The sequence below is a fragment of the Euzebya pacifica genome, assembly GCF_003344865.1.
In the GTDB taxonomy this organism is placed as follows: Bacteria; Actinomycetota; Nitriliruptoria; order Euzebyales; family Euzebyaceae; genus Euzebya; species Euzebya pacifica.
Window position 1 is genome coordinate 5,479,572 of record NZ_CP031165.1, and the last position, 14,433, is coordinate 5,494,004.

The 14,433-nt window shown below is 70.7% G+C and carries 16 protein-coding genes and 1 tRNA gene; 7 read left to right on the forward strand and 10 right to left on the reverse strand.

The annotated features are described in order from the left end of the window. Nucleotides 1-10: 10 nt before the first annotated feature. The 4 genes from DVS28_RS23670 to DVS28_RS23690 all read right to left on the reverse strand — a co-directional run bounded on the left by DVS28_RS23670 (nt 11) and on the right by DVS28_RS23690 (nt 3,326). Complete coding sequence (locus DVS28_RS23670; protein WP_114593655.1) at nt 11-700, reverse strand: HIRAN domain-containing protein; 690 nt, start codon at nt 698-700, stop codon at nt 11-13. Between the two features lie 671 nt (nt 701-1,371). Next, the gene (locus tag DVS28_RS23675) at nt 1,372-1,596 is read right to left on the reverse strand and encodes a helix-turn-helix domain-containing protein (RefSeq protein WP_114593656.1); all 225 of its coding nucleotides are present in this window, start codon (nt 1,594-1,596) and stop codon (nt 1,372-1,374) included. Nucleotides 1,597-1,926: 330 nt separating this feature from the next. Then, nucleotides 1,927-3,093, reverse strand: coding sequence for a hypothetical protein (locus DVS28_RS23685; protein ID WP_114593658.1), 1,167 nt, complete (start codon nt 3,091-3,093; stop codon nt 1,927-1,929). Then, on the reverse strand, nt 3,090-3,326 hold the full coding sequence (locus DVS28_RS23690) for a hypothetical protein (protein WP_114593659.1): 237 nt from the start codon (nt 3,324-3,326) through the stop codon (nt 3,090-3,092). Before DVS28_RS23690 ends, DVS28_RS23685 begins: the two co-directional genes overlap by 4 nt. Before the next feature lie 368 nt (nt 3,327-3,694). On the opposite strand from DVS28_RS23690, the gene DVS28_RS23695 reads away from it, so the two are divergent. After that, on the forward strand, nt 3,695-4,399 hold the full coding sequence (locus tag DVS28_RS23695) for a DUF3800 domain-containing protein (protein ID WP_164710950.1): 705 nt from the start codon (nt 3,695-3,697) through the stop codon (nt 4,397-4,399). A gap of 299 nt (nt 4,400-4,698) precedes the next feature. After that, nucleotides 4,699-4,765, forward strand: a tRNA-Phe gene (locus tag DVS28_RS23700). Between the two features lie 96 nt (nt 4,766-4,861). On the opposite strand, the gene DVS28_RS23705 is transcribed toward DVS28_RS23700, so the two are convergent. After that, nucleotides 4,862-5,341, reverse strand: coding sequence for a MarR family winged helix-turn-helix transcriptional regulator (locus DVS28_RS23705; RefSeq protein ID WP_114593661.1), 480 nt, complete (start codon nt 5,339-5,341; stop codon nt 4,862-4,864). Between the two features lie 112 nt (nt 5,342-5,453). Between DVS28_RS23705 and DVS28_RS23710 the strand changes: the two genes are divergently transcribed. Further along, nucleotides 5,454-5,840 (forward strand): DoxX family protein, encoded by a 387-nt coding sequence (locus DVS28_RS23710; RefSeq protein WP_114593662.1) that lies wholly within the window; start codon nt 5,454-5,456, stop codon nt 5,838-5,840. A gap of 82 nt (nt 5,841-5,922) precedes the next feature. Further along, nucleotides 5,923-6,954 (forward strand): hypothetical protein, encoded by a 1,032-nt coding sequence (locus DVS28_RS23715; protein ID WP_114593663.1) that lies wholly within the window; start codon nt 5,923-5,925, stop codon nt 6,952-6,954. On the opposite strand, the gene DVS28_RS23720 is transcribed toward DVS28_RS23715, so the two are convergent. Beyond that, complete coding sequence (locus tag DVS28_RS23720; RefSeq protein WP_114593664.1) at nt 6,922-7,992, reverse strand: hypothetical protein; 1,071 nt, start codon at nt 7,990-7,992, stop codon at nt 6,922-6,924. The two genes, DVS28_RS23715 and DVS28_RS23720, sit on opposite strands and share 33 nt — an antisense overlap. Before the next feature lie 202 nt (nt 7,993-8,194). Here DVS28_RS23720 and DVS28_RS23725 point away from each other — a divergent pair, with 202 nt between their 5' ends. Then, complete coding sequence (locus DVS28_RS23725; RefSeq protein WP_114593665.1) at nt 8,195-9,250, forward strand: hypothetical protein; 1,056 nt, start codon at nt 8,195-8,197, stop codon at nt 9,248-9,250. Nucleotides 9,251-9,509: 259 nt separating this feature from the next. On the opposite strand, the gene DVS28_RS23730 is transcribed toward DVS28_RS23725, so the two are convergent. Both DVS28_RS23730 and DVS28_RS23735 read right to left on the reverse strand, forming a co-directional pair. Further along, a complete protein-coding gene (locus tag DVS28_RS23730; RefSeq protein ID WP_114593666.1) occupies nt 9,510-10,349 on the reverse strand; it encodes a PhzF family phenazine biosynthesis protein in 840 nt (279 codons plus the stop codon). A gap of 70 nt (nt 10,350-10,419) precedes the next feature. Then, the gene (locus DVS28_RS23735; RefSeq protein WP_164710951.1) at nt 10,420-10,893 is read right to left on the reverse strand and encodes an ABA4-like family protein; all 474 of its coding nucleotides are present in this window, start codon (nt 10,891-10,893) and stop codon (nt 10,420-10,422) included. Nucleotides 10,894-10,925: 32 nt separating this feature from the next. Between DVS28_RS23735 and DVS28_RS23740 the strand changes: the two genes are divergently transcribed. Next, on the forward strand, nt 10,926-11,408 hold the full coding sequence (locus DVS28_RS23740; RefSeq protein WP_114594372.1) for an SRPBCC family protein: 483 nt from the start codon (nt 10,926-10,928) through the stop codon (nt 11,406-11,408). A gap of 14 nt (nt 11,409-11,422) precedes the next feature. After that, nucleotides 11,423-12,337, forward strand: coding sequence for an alpha/beta fold hydrolase (locus tag DVS28_RS23745; protein WP_164710952.1), 915 nt, complete (start codon nt 11,423-11,425; stop codon nt 12,335-12,337). A gap of 49 nt (nt 12,338-12,386) precedes the next feature. Here the strand turns inward: DVS28_RS23745 and DVS28_RS23750 are convergent, their stop codons facing one another. Further along, entirely contained in the window at nt 12,387-13,253 is an 867-nt protein-coding gene (locus DVS28_RS23750) for a hypothetical protein (protein WP_114593669.1), read from the reverse strand. Nucleotides 13,254-13,278: 25 nt separating this feature from the next. Next, nucleotides 13,279-14,340, reverse strand: a complete 1,062-nt coding sequence (locus DVS28_RS23755; protein ID WP_216826256.1) for an alpha/beta fold hydrolase — start codon at nt 14,338-14,340, stop codon at nt 13,279-13,281. Nucleotides 14,341-14,433: the final 93 nt, after the last annotated feature.

The window sequence follows — 14,433 nt, forward strand, 5'->3', positions numbered from 1 at the left end:
TCTATCGTGCTCAGGGTCTGGGCATGTACGCGGCCGCGTGGGGGCCGTTGTCGCGGCGGCTGATGATCACCTCGCAGCCGCACCCGGGCGTGACCTGGTGGCGGTGCCGCTCGGTCATCGCTGCGGAGAGCTCCCCGATGCGCCTGCCATCCACGGCCACCTCCACACACGGCGACCCCTTGTACTTGCCCGACGTCACCGTCGACTGGACCAACTCCCCGAAGACCAGCACGGCGTCTCGCTGTCCGAGCAGCTCGTCGAGGACGTCGTGGTGGGGCCGGCGCTTGGTGACGGCCACCGACCGGTCAGCCTCCAGAACGGCCAACCGGCCAGGACTGTTGGCCGGCCACATCGTCTCTGGTTCGGCGAGCCTGAGGAACACGCCATACCACGCATCCGCGGCGCCGATGATCGCAGCCGGGCACCACCCCAGGAACCCGGCCCCTTGCAGGTCCAGCAACGGCGGCTGGTACCTACGGGCGTCCTCCCGGCCCAGGTAGCCAACCGTTCGACCCGACACCGACACCCGGACCGCGTTGCGGTCGTGGGGATTGTCGGGCTCCGGGATCAACACCGCCCGGTCCAACAGCACGTCCCCACTGCGTTCCTGCCCCCGGCACAGTGCGGTCAGGGCCTCCTGGTAGTACGACTCACCGACCACATCGACCCGGCTGCACGACCCGAGCCGGATCTGAGGCATCTGCGGGACGCCCTGCTCCGGCGGATCCGGGTCCCTGCGGGGTCGCGGCTGAGGCTGGCCCCGTTGCCGTCGCGGTGACGGTTCGACAGTGACGGCCACCTCGACCTGCTTCCGACGACGCCTGAACAACCCCACAGCACCACCCTCCCCACCCCGTCCCCAGGGCCCGAATCACGATCCTTTCCGACTGGCATCATGACACGGACTACCGATACCCCGCAGGCCGAAACTCAGGCCTTCACTGCGCCGGGTCTGGTACCTCGCCCCAGGTTGACGACGGCCCGGCACACCAAGTTGACAAGGCCCGACGTGATGCCCGCCACTCACTCCCGACCTGCCTTGCCGGCAGTCCTTCCTCGCGGATGAGTCGTTCAACGGTGACGTGGCTGCACTTGAGATAGCGACCGATGTTGGTCAGGCCGCGGATGATGTCGTCATCCCCGACGGCCAAGAGCCTGGGATCAGCACGCAACTTCGCCGCGACAGCCTCCACCACGGCGTCCCACAACGCTTCCTGTGGTGACACCTCGGACAGTCTCCTCGGGGTGCGGGCTGAAAGTGGTCCGGGGGTCGGGGGTGGGTCGACCCCCGGACCAAGGGCAGAGCCGAGCCACGGGGGAGAGGCCCGACCCTGCCCGGGAACCTACGCCAACTCGAACCTCAGAACCATTTCAGCGCCGCCCCGGCGAGTGCCGGGCCTCCCGCATGCCGCTGAGGAGGTGGGCGTCGAGGTCGCGGATGTCGAACCGGATCTTGTTGCCGAGCTTGTAGTGGCGGATCTCGCGGAGGCGGACCCGGTCACGCCAGTAGGCGACCGTCATGCCGGTCCGGGCCGCGGCCTCACGGATGTCGATGAGGGTGGCCCCATCAGCGATCGGAGTGGGTTGTGTGTCCATGCGCTCCACCATGCAGTGTTGGAGACCAGCCCGGCCAGACCAGAGCTGGATGCAACCCGAGGGCGACGGCGGCTTCGTCGGCCCGGATGTAGCTGAGGCCGTCGTGGACCCACCGGTGGACGTTGCGTCGGTCAACGCCGACACGGCGGGCCAGGTTGGACGCCCACCCGTCGCTGCCGGTCGGGATGCCGGCAGCCTCGGCAAGCGGCCCGACCGGCCACCGGTCCACGACCGGCGCGGGGTATCGCACGGCGCGCAAGTCCGGACCGGGACAGGTGGTGGAGCCCTCGTTGCCCGGGCTGTCCGGGGCGCGCAACCGGGTGGCCAACATCACCGATCACCGGTCTCGACCGTGTTGAGGCAGTCCTTCATCGCCCAGATCGCAGCATCGACCCGGGCGACACGCTCCATGAACCCGTCTCCGACTCCACCGTCGAGCATCGCGCTGATCGCTGCTCGGTACTCATCCCGCACCCGACACCACGTCTCGACATCGATGTCCTCGTCAGCGCCGTCAACGACGGCGTCGATCCGCACCCGGTCGGCCTCGGCAGCATCAAGGGCCGACGACAGGATGGCCAACCGATCACCGAACGTCGGCTCGTCCGCGGGGTCCGGGGCAGGCTTGCCGCTCAGCCCTTGCGGTTCGTCTCGATCAGCCAGCCGGATGACCATGTCCCGGAGCTCGTCGAGTCGCTCCTCGAAGGGGTCGGTGCGACGTTCGATCGCGTTGAGGCTGGTGGCGGGATGGGTGTGGACCGACCGGATGGTGTCGGCCACCTCAAGTCCATCGGCGAGCCCTCGGAGGATCCCGCGGAGAGTCCGTAGTTCCCCACTCATCCTGCCGCAGCTCCAGCATTCAGAGGGAGCCAACGACGGCCACGACAGGGCCGCTGCCGTTCGGTAGCCAGAGAGGACCCCAGCAGCTTCCGCTTCGCACCACAGCGCCGTCACCGCTGCCTCCACGTCGAGGTAGTAGGCACTGTTGGCTCGTCCGGCCTCGGGTTCGTTGGGGATCAGGGCCAGCAGGGCGTCTGCCAACGCCTGAGCCGGGCCGCGGTCCGGCCGCAGCTCCGCTGGCAGCTCTTCCACCAGCGCCGACACGTTGCCCACCTCAGTGGGGTTGCCTGCGTTGTCCTCCAGCATCGCCTCCGCAACCGCCCTGGCAGCCGCCTCGGACAGCCCCTCGGTGTAGGCCGGGGGTGGTGAGCCCGTGGTCGTGACCTTGGCTGCGTGGTTGGTGGCGGGACGGCCAGCAGGATCCGGCCGGCCCTTCGGCTGCATCGTGAACGCCCCGACCGGACCCTCCCGGCCGGGGCTGGGGCCGGTGCAGGCGTGGGAGTGGACGAACCGGACGTTGTCGGCGTCAACCGGCTGCATCGGTCCGTCCTCGCCGCCGCAGCGGGCACAGGCGGACCCGTCGGCGACCCGTGCCGCCACGGCCTCTTCGAACTCTGCTGGTGGGGCATCGGGGTGTTCCTTCGTCGGGTCGGTCACGACACCACCGCCAGACGAGGACCGTCCAGGACGGTGGCGTCGAGTCGGGCGACGGCGGTGGTGGCGTCGGCGAGCAGGTCGGCGACGTCGGCATGGTGGTGACCGTGCTCGAGGGCGTAGCGGACGTCGGCCACCGCCTCCACGGCAGCTGTCAGGTCGTCGGCCAGGACGGTCAGGGAACGGGCGAGGCGCCGGGGGGCGCCGGTGGATGGTCGAACGGCAACACGGGACATGGCATGCACCTCTCACTCCGGTGAAACAGCCCGGGTGTTCCGTTGGCGCGGGAACAGCCAGGCACGACAGGTGCGCACGGCAGGGACGCGGGAGCGTCCGCCTGCGCGGCGGAGAAGGCATGGTGGGCCCCGTGGCCCCAGAGTCGGCACGGCGGCGCTAGCGGCGGCGCTCCGAACGGTGTGACGGCACGTCAGGCGGTGCCCATCGGGCGCGTAGGATGCTCACGTCGGTTCCTCTCACTCAGGAGCCGGCCGGCTTCGGCCGGGCCGGGAGGAGTTGGCGCTCCTTCCGGCCAAACCACCGTAACAGACTGGACAGGCCCGGACTAGGGTGCAACGCGGAGGCCCTCGCCGCCTACGCTCATGGGGTGCTGCTGGCCTACCTCGACGAGTCCTACGACGACGACTACTACTGGATCTCGGCCCTCATCTGCCATGAGCCGGCCATCCAACAGCTGACCGACACGATGGACGCCATCGCACGTCGCACCGCCGTGGCACACCACACGCCCTGGGAAGCCGAGTTCCACGGTCACGACCTCTTCCAAGCCAAGGCGGACTGGGTCGCCATGAAGGAGATGCACCAAGCACGGATCGCCGTCTACCGAAACGTGTTCGAAGCAATCGCCGACGCCGAGGTGCGCCTCATCGTGCGCGGCGTGGACCGGAATCAGCTTCTGCAGCGGTACGGGGACAGCGCTTGGCATCCTCACCTGGTTGTGCTTAGCCACGTCCTCGAGCGAGTCGACGAGTACGCCGAGCGGGTGAACGAACTCGCGCTGGTCATCGCCGATCAGATCAGCGACGAGGACACCTACCGGTTGAACCTGTGGAACTTTCAGCGGACATCGACGATCGGGTACCGCGCCCGTCAGCTCACCCGCATCGTGGACACGCTCCACTTCGTACCCTCGAACCGAAGTCGCCTAGTGCAAGCGGCCGACATGATCGCCTTCCTGAAGCGCCGCATGATGTCCACGGCCCCCCAAAACCAGCGGGTGCTCCAGGCAAACCAACGCCTGTGGGACATCTTGGCACCGCGCATGCACCACGAGGGGTGTTGGTATCCGTGACCGTAGGGCCCCCCTACGCACAAGAACCCCGCGTGATGCGAGGTCCTTGGCCACGGGATGGTGCGCTGTGCGCTTCTCCCGGCGTCATCATAGGGCTGACCAGCGACATCCGGGCAGATCAGGACCAATCGAAGCCGATCGAAACCGAGCGCGGATAATTCGACATCTCCCGCGTGGGGCAGCTGGGCGGATCGTGCTACGGATTTGCTAACGGCAGGTCCCGGAGTGGTTCGGAGCCGACCGAACGACGCCTGTCGATAACCCGCATGTCTTCGGGGTTCGGCGGACCAGCCCGTACGGGACCGGAGAGGTTGGGTCCGACTGAAACTCGGAAGGTCGGCGGTTCGACCCCGCCCCTGACCACCACGATCACCGCAACGCCCCGGCCCCCCGGGGCGTTGTTGCGTTGTCACCCATGTCCCTTGCGCACCCCCGTGTCCACCGAGCGGGTCGAGCCGCAGGTCACACGTCGTCCCACGCCGCTGGGACACCCGGCAGGATGTTGCCCACGATCGCCGCGGCGATCTCGTACAGCTGCGAGACCTGGCCGGGCCCCAGGACGTCGAAGACCGCTTTCCTGACCGACTCGACGTGATCCGGCGCGACCGCCACCAGCAGCGCATGCCCCTCGTCGGTGAGTGTGGCGAGGGTGACCCTCCCGTCCTCGGTCGACCGACACCTTCGCACCCACCCGCGGGACTCCAACCGCCGGGCGGCGTGGGACAGCCTGGACAGCGAGCCGTTCGCGATCTGCGCGAGCTCGCCCATCGGCCTCGTCCAGTCCGGCGACGACGACAGCCCGGCCATCATCGAGTACTCGAAGAACGTCAGGCCGTGGGGCTGGAGCGTGTCCTCGAGCTGACCCGGAAGGGTCAGCAGCAGCGCGGAGAGCAGCCGCCACGCCCGGAGTTCATCGGCACTGAGCCAGCGCGGTTCCGTCATGCGCCCAGTGTGCCCAACAAACACTTGAACGTTCAAGGTATGCGCGCTACAGTCTCGCTTAGTTGAACGTTCACATGAACGCTCACCAGACCTCGATACGGAGCCCCCGCACATGAACGCTGCCCTCTGGACCATCCAGATCGTCCTCGGACTCGCCTTCCTCGCCGCTGGCGCGATGAAGGCGACCAAGTCGCCCGCCGAGCTGAAGGAGAGTGCAGGCGAGTCCATGGCCTGGACCGACGACCTGTCGGCCGGACAGGTCCGGACCATCGGCATCCTCGAGGTGCTGGGTGGCCTCGGCCTGATCCTTCCGCCCGCCGTCGACGTGCTCCCGATCCTCGTGCCGATCGCGGCATCAGGCCTTGTGCTGACGATGCTCGGCGCGATCGTCGTGCACGTTCGCCGCAAGGAGTACCTGCCGTCGGTCGTGGTCAACCTCGTGCTGGGTGGCCTTGCCCTCGTGGTCGCCATCGGCCGCTTCGGCCCGCAGGCGTTCTGACCGTGACCTCCAGTCGTCCGCTCGGCAGGGTGGGCGGACGACCGAGTACCGCTGGGACCCCGCGGGTCCGTACGCTGCGGGCATGACCTCTGCCGCACCACTTGCCGACCAGCTGCTCGACGCCCAGGTCACCTGGATCCTCGAGCAGCTGACGGGCCCGTCCCTGCCCGAGCTGCTCGAGCGTGACGTCGACGACCTGCTTGCTGTGGCCGGCCGTGTCCGGCTGGACGCCGCCGTCAACCCGGCCGACATCACGCGCGTGGTCCACCGGGCCATGGCGAACGTTCCGGCCAGCACCACCGCGACGACCATGGTCCAGGCGACCGCCGACCAGATCCACGACGGGCCGACCGCCCGGGTCGCCCCGGCGGACGTCGTCGACCGCGAGCAGGTCGAGGCGCTGGTCGACGCGTTGCTGCCCCTCCGCCCGCTGGTCGGCCAGGCGCTGGACCGGATGGCGGACTCCCCGCGCATGGGCACCCTCGCCTCGGGATTCGTCACCAAGCTCGTCGTCGACGTGCTGGAGGCCAACCGGTCGATGGCGCAGAAGATCCCCGGCGTCGGCTCGCTCGTGTCCTTCGGCACCAACGCCGCCACGAAGGTCGTGGGCGTGGCCGACAAGCAGGTCCAGTCCCTGCTCGGCGACACGGCCGGCAAGGGTGCGGCGTTCGCGGTCCGCCGCCTGAACAAGGTCGTCATGGACACGCTGAACGACCCGATGATGCGCGACGCGGTCCTGGAGGTCTGGGACACCCACTCCGGCGACGTCTTCGACGGCGTGGGCGACGCCGACGGCAAGGTCGGGCAGGACGACATCCGCACCCTCGCCGGGGTCCTGCAGGACATCGTCATCGCCGCTGGCCCGAGCGAACCCGCGATGGCCTTCGCCGACGCGTGGATCACGACGTTCTTCGACATCTACGGCGAGTACCCGATCGCCACGCTCCTGGAGGAGCTGGAGATCAGCCGCGACGACCTGGTGGCCGACGCCATCGCGATCGTGCCACCGCTGGTCGTCGCCGCCCACGAGGACGGCTGGCTGGAGCAGGCCGTCCGCACCCGCCTCGAGCCGTTCTTCGCCTCACCCGCCGTCGCGGCCATCCTCGCCGGCTGACGCAGCTGCCCCCGAGGGCGTGTCGTCACCGTCGAGGACGTCCCGACGGAGGCGACGCACCGCGAGGGCCAGCAACACGATGCCGATGGGCAGCACGATCGCGGCAGCGGTGCGGCTGTCCAGGCCGAACGTCTCGATCAGGGTCGTCGGGACGAAGACCATGGCACCGGCGGCGCCCGCGACGCCGAGCCAGATGTTGTCCCGTACCGGGGCGAGTCCCAGGAGGGCCAATGCCACGACCGCGACCACGAGCGGCCCCGCGTCGTTGCCGATGGCGCTCAGCAACCCGCCGGCCAGCACCGCCGACCCGCCGAGCACCCCCAGCCACCGGGGCCGCATGATGTCGGCGTCGGCCCCGACGATCCACACGGCCGACACGATCGCGAGGAGGATGCCAGCCGTCCGTTCCATCGGGTGGCCGTAGGTCTGCTGGTGGATCGCCTCGGCGACACCGAACGACAGCGCGAGCGTGCCGATGCCGAGGACCAGGTGCGGCAACGCGCGACGGTTGCGCACGAACCCGACCACCGCGATGGCGACGGCCACTGCGGCCGACATGGCCAACCGGCTGTGCGCCCACGGAGCGGTGCAGTCCACTCCGGACGGGCACGACCCGGCGTCGCCGATCAGCACCTCGACCGTCGCCGCTCCGGCCGCGGCACCGGCGGCGGTCAGGACGCCCGCCAGCCGAGCCCGTGCACCGTCCACGGGTCGGGCGGTCAGCCCCCACATCGCGGCCGTCGTCGCCACCGCGATGGTGGCCAACAGCAGGGCCAGCGGCACGTCGGGCCAGCGTTCGACATCGAAGAGGATGGCGATCGCACCGATGGACAGTCCGGCACCGAGGTATCCCGCCACCTCGACGAGGGCGGCCACCGCGCCACCGATGAAGCCCCCGTCTGGTTCGTCGGCGGCGAGGTCGGTGCGCCCGGCGACGTCGGCGCGGAGGTTCGCGGCCGTCGCCTCGTCGATCACCTGCCGCTGTGCCCAGTCGGCGACGAGGTCCAGCACCTCTGGTGCGGTCGGCTTGGTGGTCATCGCGTGCCTTTCGACGCGGGCTGATCGTCCAAGGATGCACGGTCCGCCACGCGGCTGGGGCCTGAAGACCGTCGCCGACCCCAGCACGCGTCGTCTGTCGGTCTGGTGACCGACTCAGGAGCGCGGGCCGCCTCACGACCCCGGTGGGCATGCCGATCTGTTCTGTATCGACACTCGAGCCCTCAGACCGCTGCTCCTGCCCGTGCTCGTCCTCGCGCTGCTGAGCCCTGCCGTGGGTCCCAAGCAGATGACCGCACGCGGAGCCGCGCCACGCCCCCAGACCACCCGACGCCCCGTCCAGCCGGGCCCGCCGGTCGATCCGACGCGCCCGTACTGGGCCTCCCACGTCGCGAAGGCCGTCGGCCCCATGGTCGAGCAACCAGCCGTCGCCGATGCCGCACCACCACCGGAGGCCCCAGCGGTCACGATGGCCACCGGCGACGACCGCCTGGCCGCGTTCCGTGGGCTGGGGACCTGGATCGACCTCTACGACCAGTCGCTCCTCCCCGAGGAGCAAGTCGCGATCGCCGTCGCGGGAGGTGTGCAGACGATCTTCGCCCAGGCGTCGTTCACCCGGACCGAGGGGGTGGGCGAGCCCGAACGGCTTGCGCGCCTCATCGAGGTCGCCCACGACCACGGCCTGCAGGTCATGGTGTGGACCCTGCCGTCGCTGGTGGACGTGCATGCCGACCACGTCCGCGCCCATGACGCCGCCATGTTCACCACCCCGCGTGGCGACCGGCCCGACGCGCTCGGCATCGACATCGAGGTGACCGCCGTCGCCGATGTCGCCGAACGCAACCGCCGACTGCTCGAGCTGCTGACCGCGATCCGCACCCAGAACCCCGAGGTGCCGTTGGCGGCCATCCCGTACCCGCCGCTGCAGTTGGAGCTGAACACCCGCCTGTGGCCGGCGTTCCCGTGGCCGGAGGTCGCCGACCTGGTCGACGTGATCATCCCGATGTCGTACTCCAGCTTCCGTGGGACGGACTGGGACGTCACCGTCGGGTGGAACCGCGACAACGTGACCCGCCTGCGCCAGCTGACCGGCGACGACAACGTCCCGGTGCACCTCGCCGGGGGGATCGCCAGCGACCTGCCCCACGCCGGCGCGTTCACCCAGGCGGTGCTCGAGGCGGGGGTGATCGGCGGTTCGTTGTACGACCTCCACACCACCCCTGCGGAGGTGTGGCCGGCCCTCCGACCCCTCACCGACCTCGTGGCGCTGGCCGACGGCGTCCCCCCGACCACCGGCTGACCCACCCCGGCCCCGGCGCGGGCCCCGGCCGAGTTGTGCAGCTCGGCCAACGGGCTGGCCGACCTGACCACACTGGCCGTGTCCCTGAGCAGCTCGACCGGTCCACCGGCCAAGGTGCACAACGTGGCCGGGGCCGGGAGGACGCGGGGCCGGGAGGACGCGGGCCCGGGAGGACGCGGGCCGGGAGGACGCGGGCCGGGAGGACGCGGGCCGGGAGGACGCGGGCCGGGAGGACGCGGGCTGCGGGGCACCTGGAGGCTCAGGCCTCGATCGTGCCGGACACGACGACCGTCGTGGCGCCGCCGACCCACACCTGGTCATCGGCATCCATCGACACGTGCACCTGACCGGCCCGGCCGAGCACCGCACCCTGGGCGGCGACCCACGGCGCCTCGGCCCGGCCACCAGCGATCAACCACTGCGCCACCGCCGCGTTGAGCGACCCGGTCACCGGGTCCTCCCGCAGCACGTGCTGGTCGTCGGTGAACAACCCGCGGACCTCGACCGCCACGTCGCCACCGGGCGGGTGGAATCCGACCAGCCCGATGTCGGTCTCGCGGTCCAGCGCGACCCGCGGCGTCACGTCCAGCACCGCCTCGGCCGAGGACAGCAGCAGCGACACCCAGCCGGGGCCGTTGTCGGTCCACGCCGCATCCACGACTACCGACCGGTCGAGGCGCAGGACGTCGCAGACGTAGGCCAGGTCCTCCTCCGACACCGGGCCCGACCGGGTGGTCGGTGGCGCGGCGAACGCCAGCAGCTCGCCGTCGCGCCGGATGGGCACCAACCCGACGCCGCACTCCTGCACGATGTCGGTACCGGCCGGGGTGCCGCCGGCGTCCAGCCACGCACGGCAGGACCCGAGGGTGGGATGGCCAGCGAACGGCAGCTCGCGGCTCTGGGTGAAGATCCGCACCCGGTAGTCGGCCGCCGACGTGGTCGGCGGCAGCAGGAACGTGGCCTCCGACAGGTTCGTCCAGCGGGTGATCGACTGCATCTCCTCCGTGGTCAGGCCCTCACCGTCGAGAACGACGGCGACGGGGTTGCCGAGGAACGGCACGGCGGAGAACACATCGACCTGGGCGAAGCGACGTTGCATGGACAGAGGTGTAGCGCACCGGTCCGACGCCACTTCGACGACCACCCCGGGCGGTCGCCGGCCCCGGAGCTCAGGCGGCCAGACGTCCGGCGCGACGCCGCTGCCACAGGAAGCAGGTCAACCCCGCCGGCCCGGCCCACCAGGTCAGCAGCAACGCCAGACGGGCGTTGATGCCCTCCTCCAGCGCAGTCCGGTGGATCCACTCCCCGACGAACAGGTCGAAGGCCAGGTAGTGCATCCAGCCGGCCAGCATGCCCTCCGGGTTGGCCATGCCACGGGCCACCGACTCGCCGTCGGTGAAGTCCACCCGTTCGCCGCCCAGCGCGATGCCGCGACCGATCAGGCCGACGTAGCCCAGGCCGAGTGCCGCCTGCAGCGGCACGGCCGCCCGAACCAACCTGCGGGTCAGGGTGGCCCGCGGGAGGACGATCATGGCCAGCCACACCGGCGCAGTCGAGGTGTTCGCCAACGTCCACGTGTGGCGGTGCCACGCTTGCCACGGACGGGGGTGCCACGGACGGGGTTGCCGGGGAGGAGCGCTCACGACGGCGGAGTATGCCGGATACCGTGCAGGACATGCCGTCAGTCGAGGCCCGCGTGGTCGTCCCCGTCACCCCCGATGTGGCGTTCGCCGTGTCGCAGACCACCGGCGAGACCCGGTTGCGCTGGGATCCGTTCATCCGCCGACAACACTTTCTCGACGGGGCCGAGCGCCCCGCGGTCGGGGTGCGCACCCGGACGGTCCACCGCTTGGGCCTGGCGATGACCAGCGAGTACGTCTCGTTCAACCCGCCCACCAACGTCGGAATGCGGATGGTCGACGGGTCGTGGTTCTTCGAGAAGTTCGCCGGCGGCTGGCAGTTCCGCCCGGCCGAGGACCGTCCCGGTCACACGGTGGCGACCTGGCGCTACACCTTCGCGACCCGACCGGACTGGCTGGCGCCGTTGGCCGACCGGATCGGCGTCTGGCTGCTCGGACGCGACATCCGCCGTCGGCTGGATGCGTTCGCACGAGGCTGCACCGACCCGGTGGTCCTTTCCGCCGTGGAGGCCCCGTGAGGGTCGGCCGGGTCATGGCCACCGCTGCCGCTGCCGGTGCGACCGCGTGGCTGACCGCGCATGCCACCGCACCGGCCGTTCGAGGATGGTCCGCCCCGAACCGTCGCGACGTCGGCGACGGGCCGCTGCACGCGACGGCGACAGCCCTCGGGGACGGCCCCGTGGTCGTCGCCCTGCACGGCATCACCGCCTCGGGACGCTCGTTCGGTGCGGCCTTCGACGACCTCCCGTTCGTGGCGCTGGACGTGCTCGGCTTCGGCGGCTCCATGGACGCCGACACCGAGGGCTACACCCGCCAGCACCACCTGGACGCCCTCACCACAACTCTCCGCGGCATCGGGGTGCTGGGCCGGCCGTTGGTGCTCGTCGGCCACTCGATGGGCGCCGTCCTGGCCCTGCACGCTGCCTCCCGCCTGCCGGGCGTCATGGGCGTCGTCGCGATGTCCGCCCCCCTCTACGACGACGAGGAGGAGGGGCTGGATCGCATCGCCCGGACCGATCGCTTGGCCGGGCTCCTCACGACGGGCGACCTGGCCGAACGCGTGTGCACCTGGATGTGCAACCACCGGACGGCGGCCGGAATCCTGTGGCCGCTGCTGGCGCCGGAGTGGCCGTGGCCGATCGCCGCCGACGGCGTCCTCCACACGTGGCCGGCCTATCGGGGCAGCCTGCAGTCCCTCGTGCTGGACAGCGGCTGGCGGGACGCCATGGACCGCCTCGCCGAGTCCGGCGTACCCGTCCTGCTGATCAACGGCGCTGACGACCCGGTCCAGGTACCTGCTCGCGCCATGGGGCTGGCCACCCACCCGACCGTGGCGCTGGTCGAGGTGGACGGAGCCGGTCACGAGCTGCCGCTGTCGCATGGCGCCGAGTGCGCCCGCGCGATCGAGGCGCGCCTGGACCGGTGGGCCCGGACCGACCGAACCTGAGCCAGCCGGCCCGAACGGCCCAGCCCACCAGACCTCAGCCCATCACGCCTCAACCCACGACGACGGGGATCGCGCCGGTCTCGCCGGGGTCGGTCTCCAGCCCTGTCCCGCCCTGGAGCAGCAGCGCGACGGTGGTGCCGGCCGGCACGCCGGACAGGTCGAGCTCGACGGTGAACGACTCCGGGTCGGCGAAGGCCCCACCGGCGGCGATGACCTGGTCGATCGGTGTGGGGTCACCCGGCACGTAGGCCGTCACGACGACGGTTCCCTCGAACCCACGACCGATGCCCTCGACGGTGAGCGGTGCGGCCGGCACGGTCGCATGGGTCTCGGGTGCGGTCACCCGGGCGAACTCGTTGGCCACGCCGATGACGAACCAGCCGTCCGCCGCGCCGAGCTGGCGCAGCAGCAGGACCCCGCGGGGGACCTGCCGGCCGGCGTCGCCCTCCCCGGGGGAGAACAGCTCGATCTCGCCGCTGCGGCTGTCACCCGCCATGAACTCGCCCAGCGTGGGGGTGACGCCCAGCACGGTGGAGACGAAGTCCTCCGCTGCGGCCTCTGGGGTGTCGAACACGACATCGGCGGCCGGCCAGATGGCGGGCTGGGACAGCTCGGCCGGCGTGGCCGAGGGGGTCGCGCTGGGTGCGGGCGTGGGTGACGCGGTCTCGGTGGCGCTGGGTGGTGGCGTCGATGCTGGCGGCTCAGCGGTGGCGGTTGGCGACGGCGTCGCGCTGGGTGGCACGTCTGCGGTGGACGATGGATCGCTGGTGGGGGTCTCGCTGGGCGTCGTCTCGGTGCTGCTGCCGTCACCGCAGGCGGCGAGGACGACAGCAAGCACCAGGAGGAGCCAGGCCGAGCGAGGGACGCTCGTGCGAGGAGCGGTCTGGTGGGAACGGCGAAGGCGGGTCGGCGTCATGCCGACCAGTCTCACGCGGTCGAGGTCAGCTCGCGGCGCGGATGAAGGCCAGGAACCGCGCGTTGAACTCCTCGGTGTGGTCCAGGTGCGGCCCGTGCCCTGCGTCGGGGTGGACGACTTCCTCGTAGGACCCGCCGTTGGCGGCGTAGGCGTCGAGGACGTCGCGGGTCTGGCTGACCATCTGCTGCACCGGATAGGCGTCCTCACCCGGCCAGTCCGGGATGATGCCCTGCTGGCCCAGCAGCGCCGGGTCCCATGCCGACCCGTCGTTGATGACCACGTCGGCGGTGCCGTGGTGCCACATGATCGGCGGCTTCGGGTCGACGTCGACGATCCCGGCGGTGTTCAGGTACTTGGGCGACAGCGCGTTGAGGATGCCCGTCGTCCCCGGCGCGAAGCCCGGCCAGTGCTCGCTCGGGGTGGCGTCACCGGGGTAGCCCTCCTCACCCATCAGCGAGGACAGGACCTCCTCCACGAGCATGTTCTCCTGCGCCTCGGGCATGGAGTAGGCCGGAGACCAGTAGGACGTCCGCATGACGTTGCGGATCGCGAACGGCGAGTCGGTGCCGGTGTTGCCGGCGGTCATCTGGGCGACGAACTCCGGGTTCCCGGCCCCACCACCGGTGCCGGCGTGGTCCGGCGTGCAGGGGCTGCCGTCGCGGTGGGTCCCCCCGAACCCGTACGGGGACACGGGATCGATGAGGGTGAGGGAGGCCACCCGGTCGGGGTGGTCGATCAGGATCTGCATGATCGCGCCGCCACCCGTGGACCAGCCGACGAAATGCGCCGGCCCGTCGATGCCGATCGTGTCCAGCAGGCCCATGGTGTCATCGGCCCAGTCGCGGAGTCCCCGGGTGGCGTCGATGGCGAGCTTCTCCGAACCGCCGAACCCGCGCATGTCCGGCGCGATGAAGCGGTACCCGTCTGGGCAGGCCGTCAGCTGATCGTCGTAGAAGCGGCACGTCGCCAGGTTCCCGTGCACGAGGACGACCGGTGTGCCCTCGACCGACCCCGCGGATGCCCACCGCATGCGCAGGCGTGGCGTTTCGGTGATGTGCAGGCTGATCCCGGCAGGCATGGACGACATCGGCAAGTCTCCCTCTCGGACCCGTGGTGCAGGTGGCGGCGGTCAACCTACTCCGTTCGTGTCCACCGCGGACCCGACAGCGGTTTCTCGGTC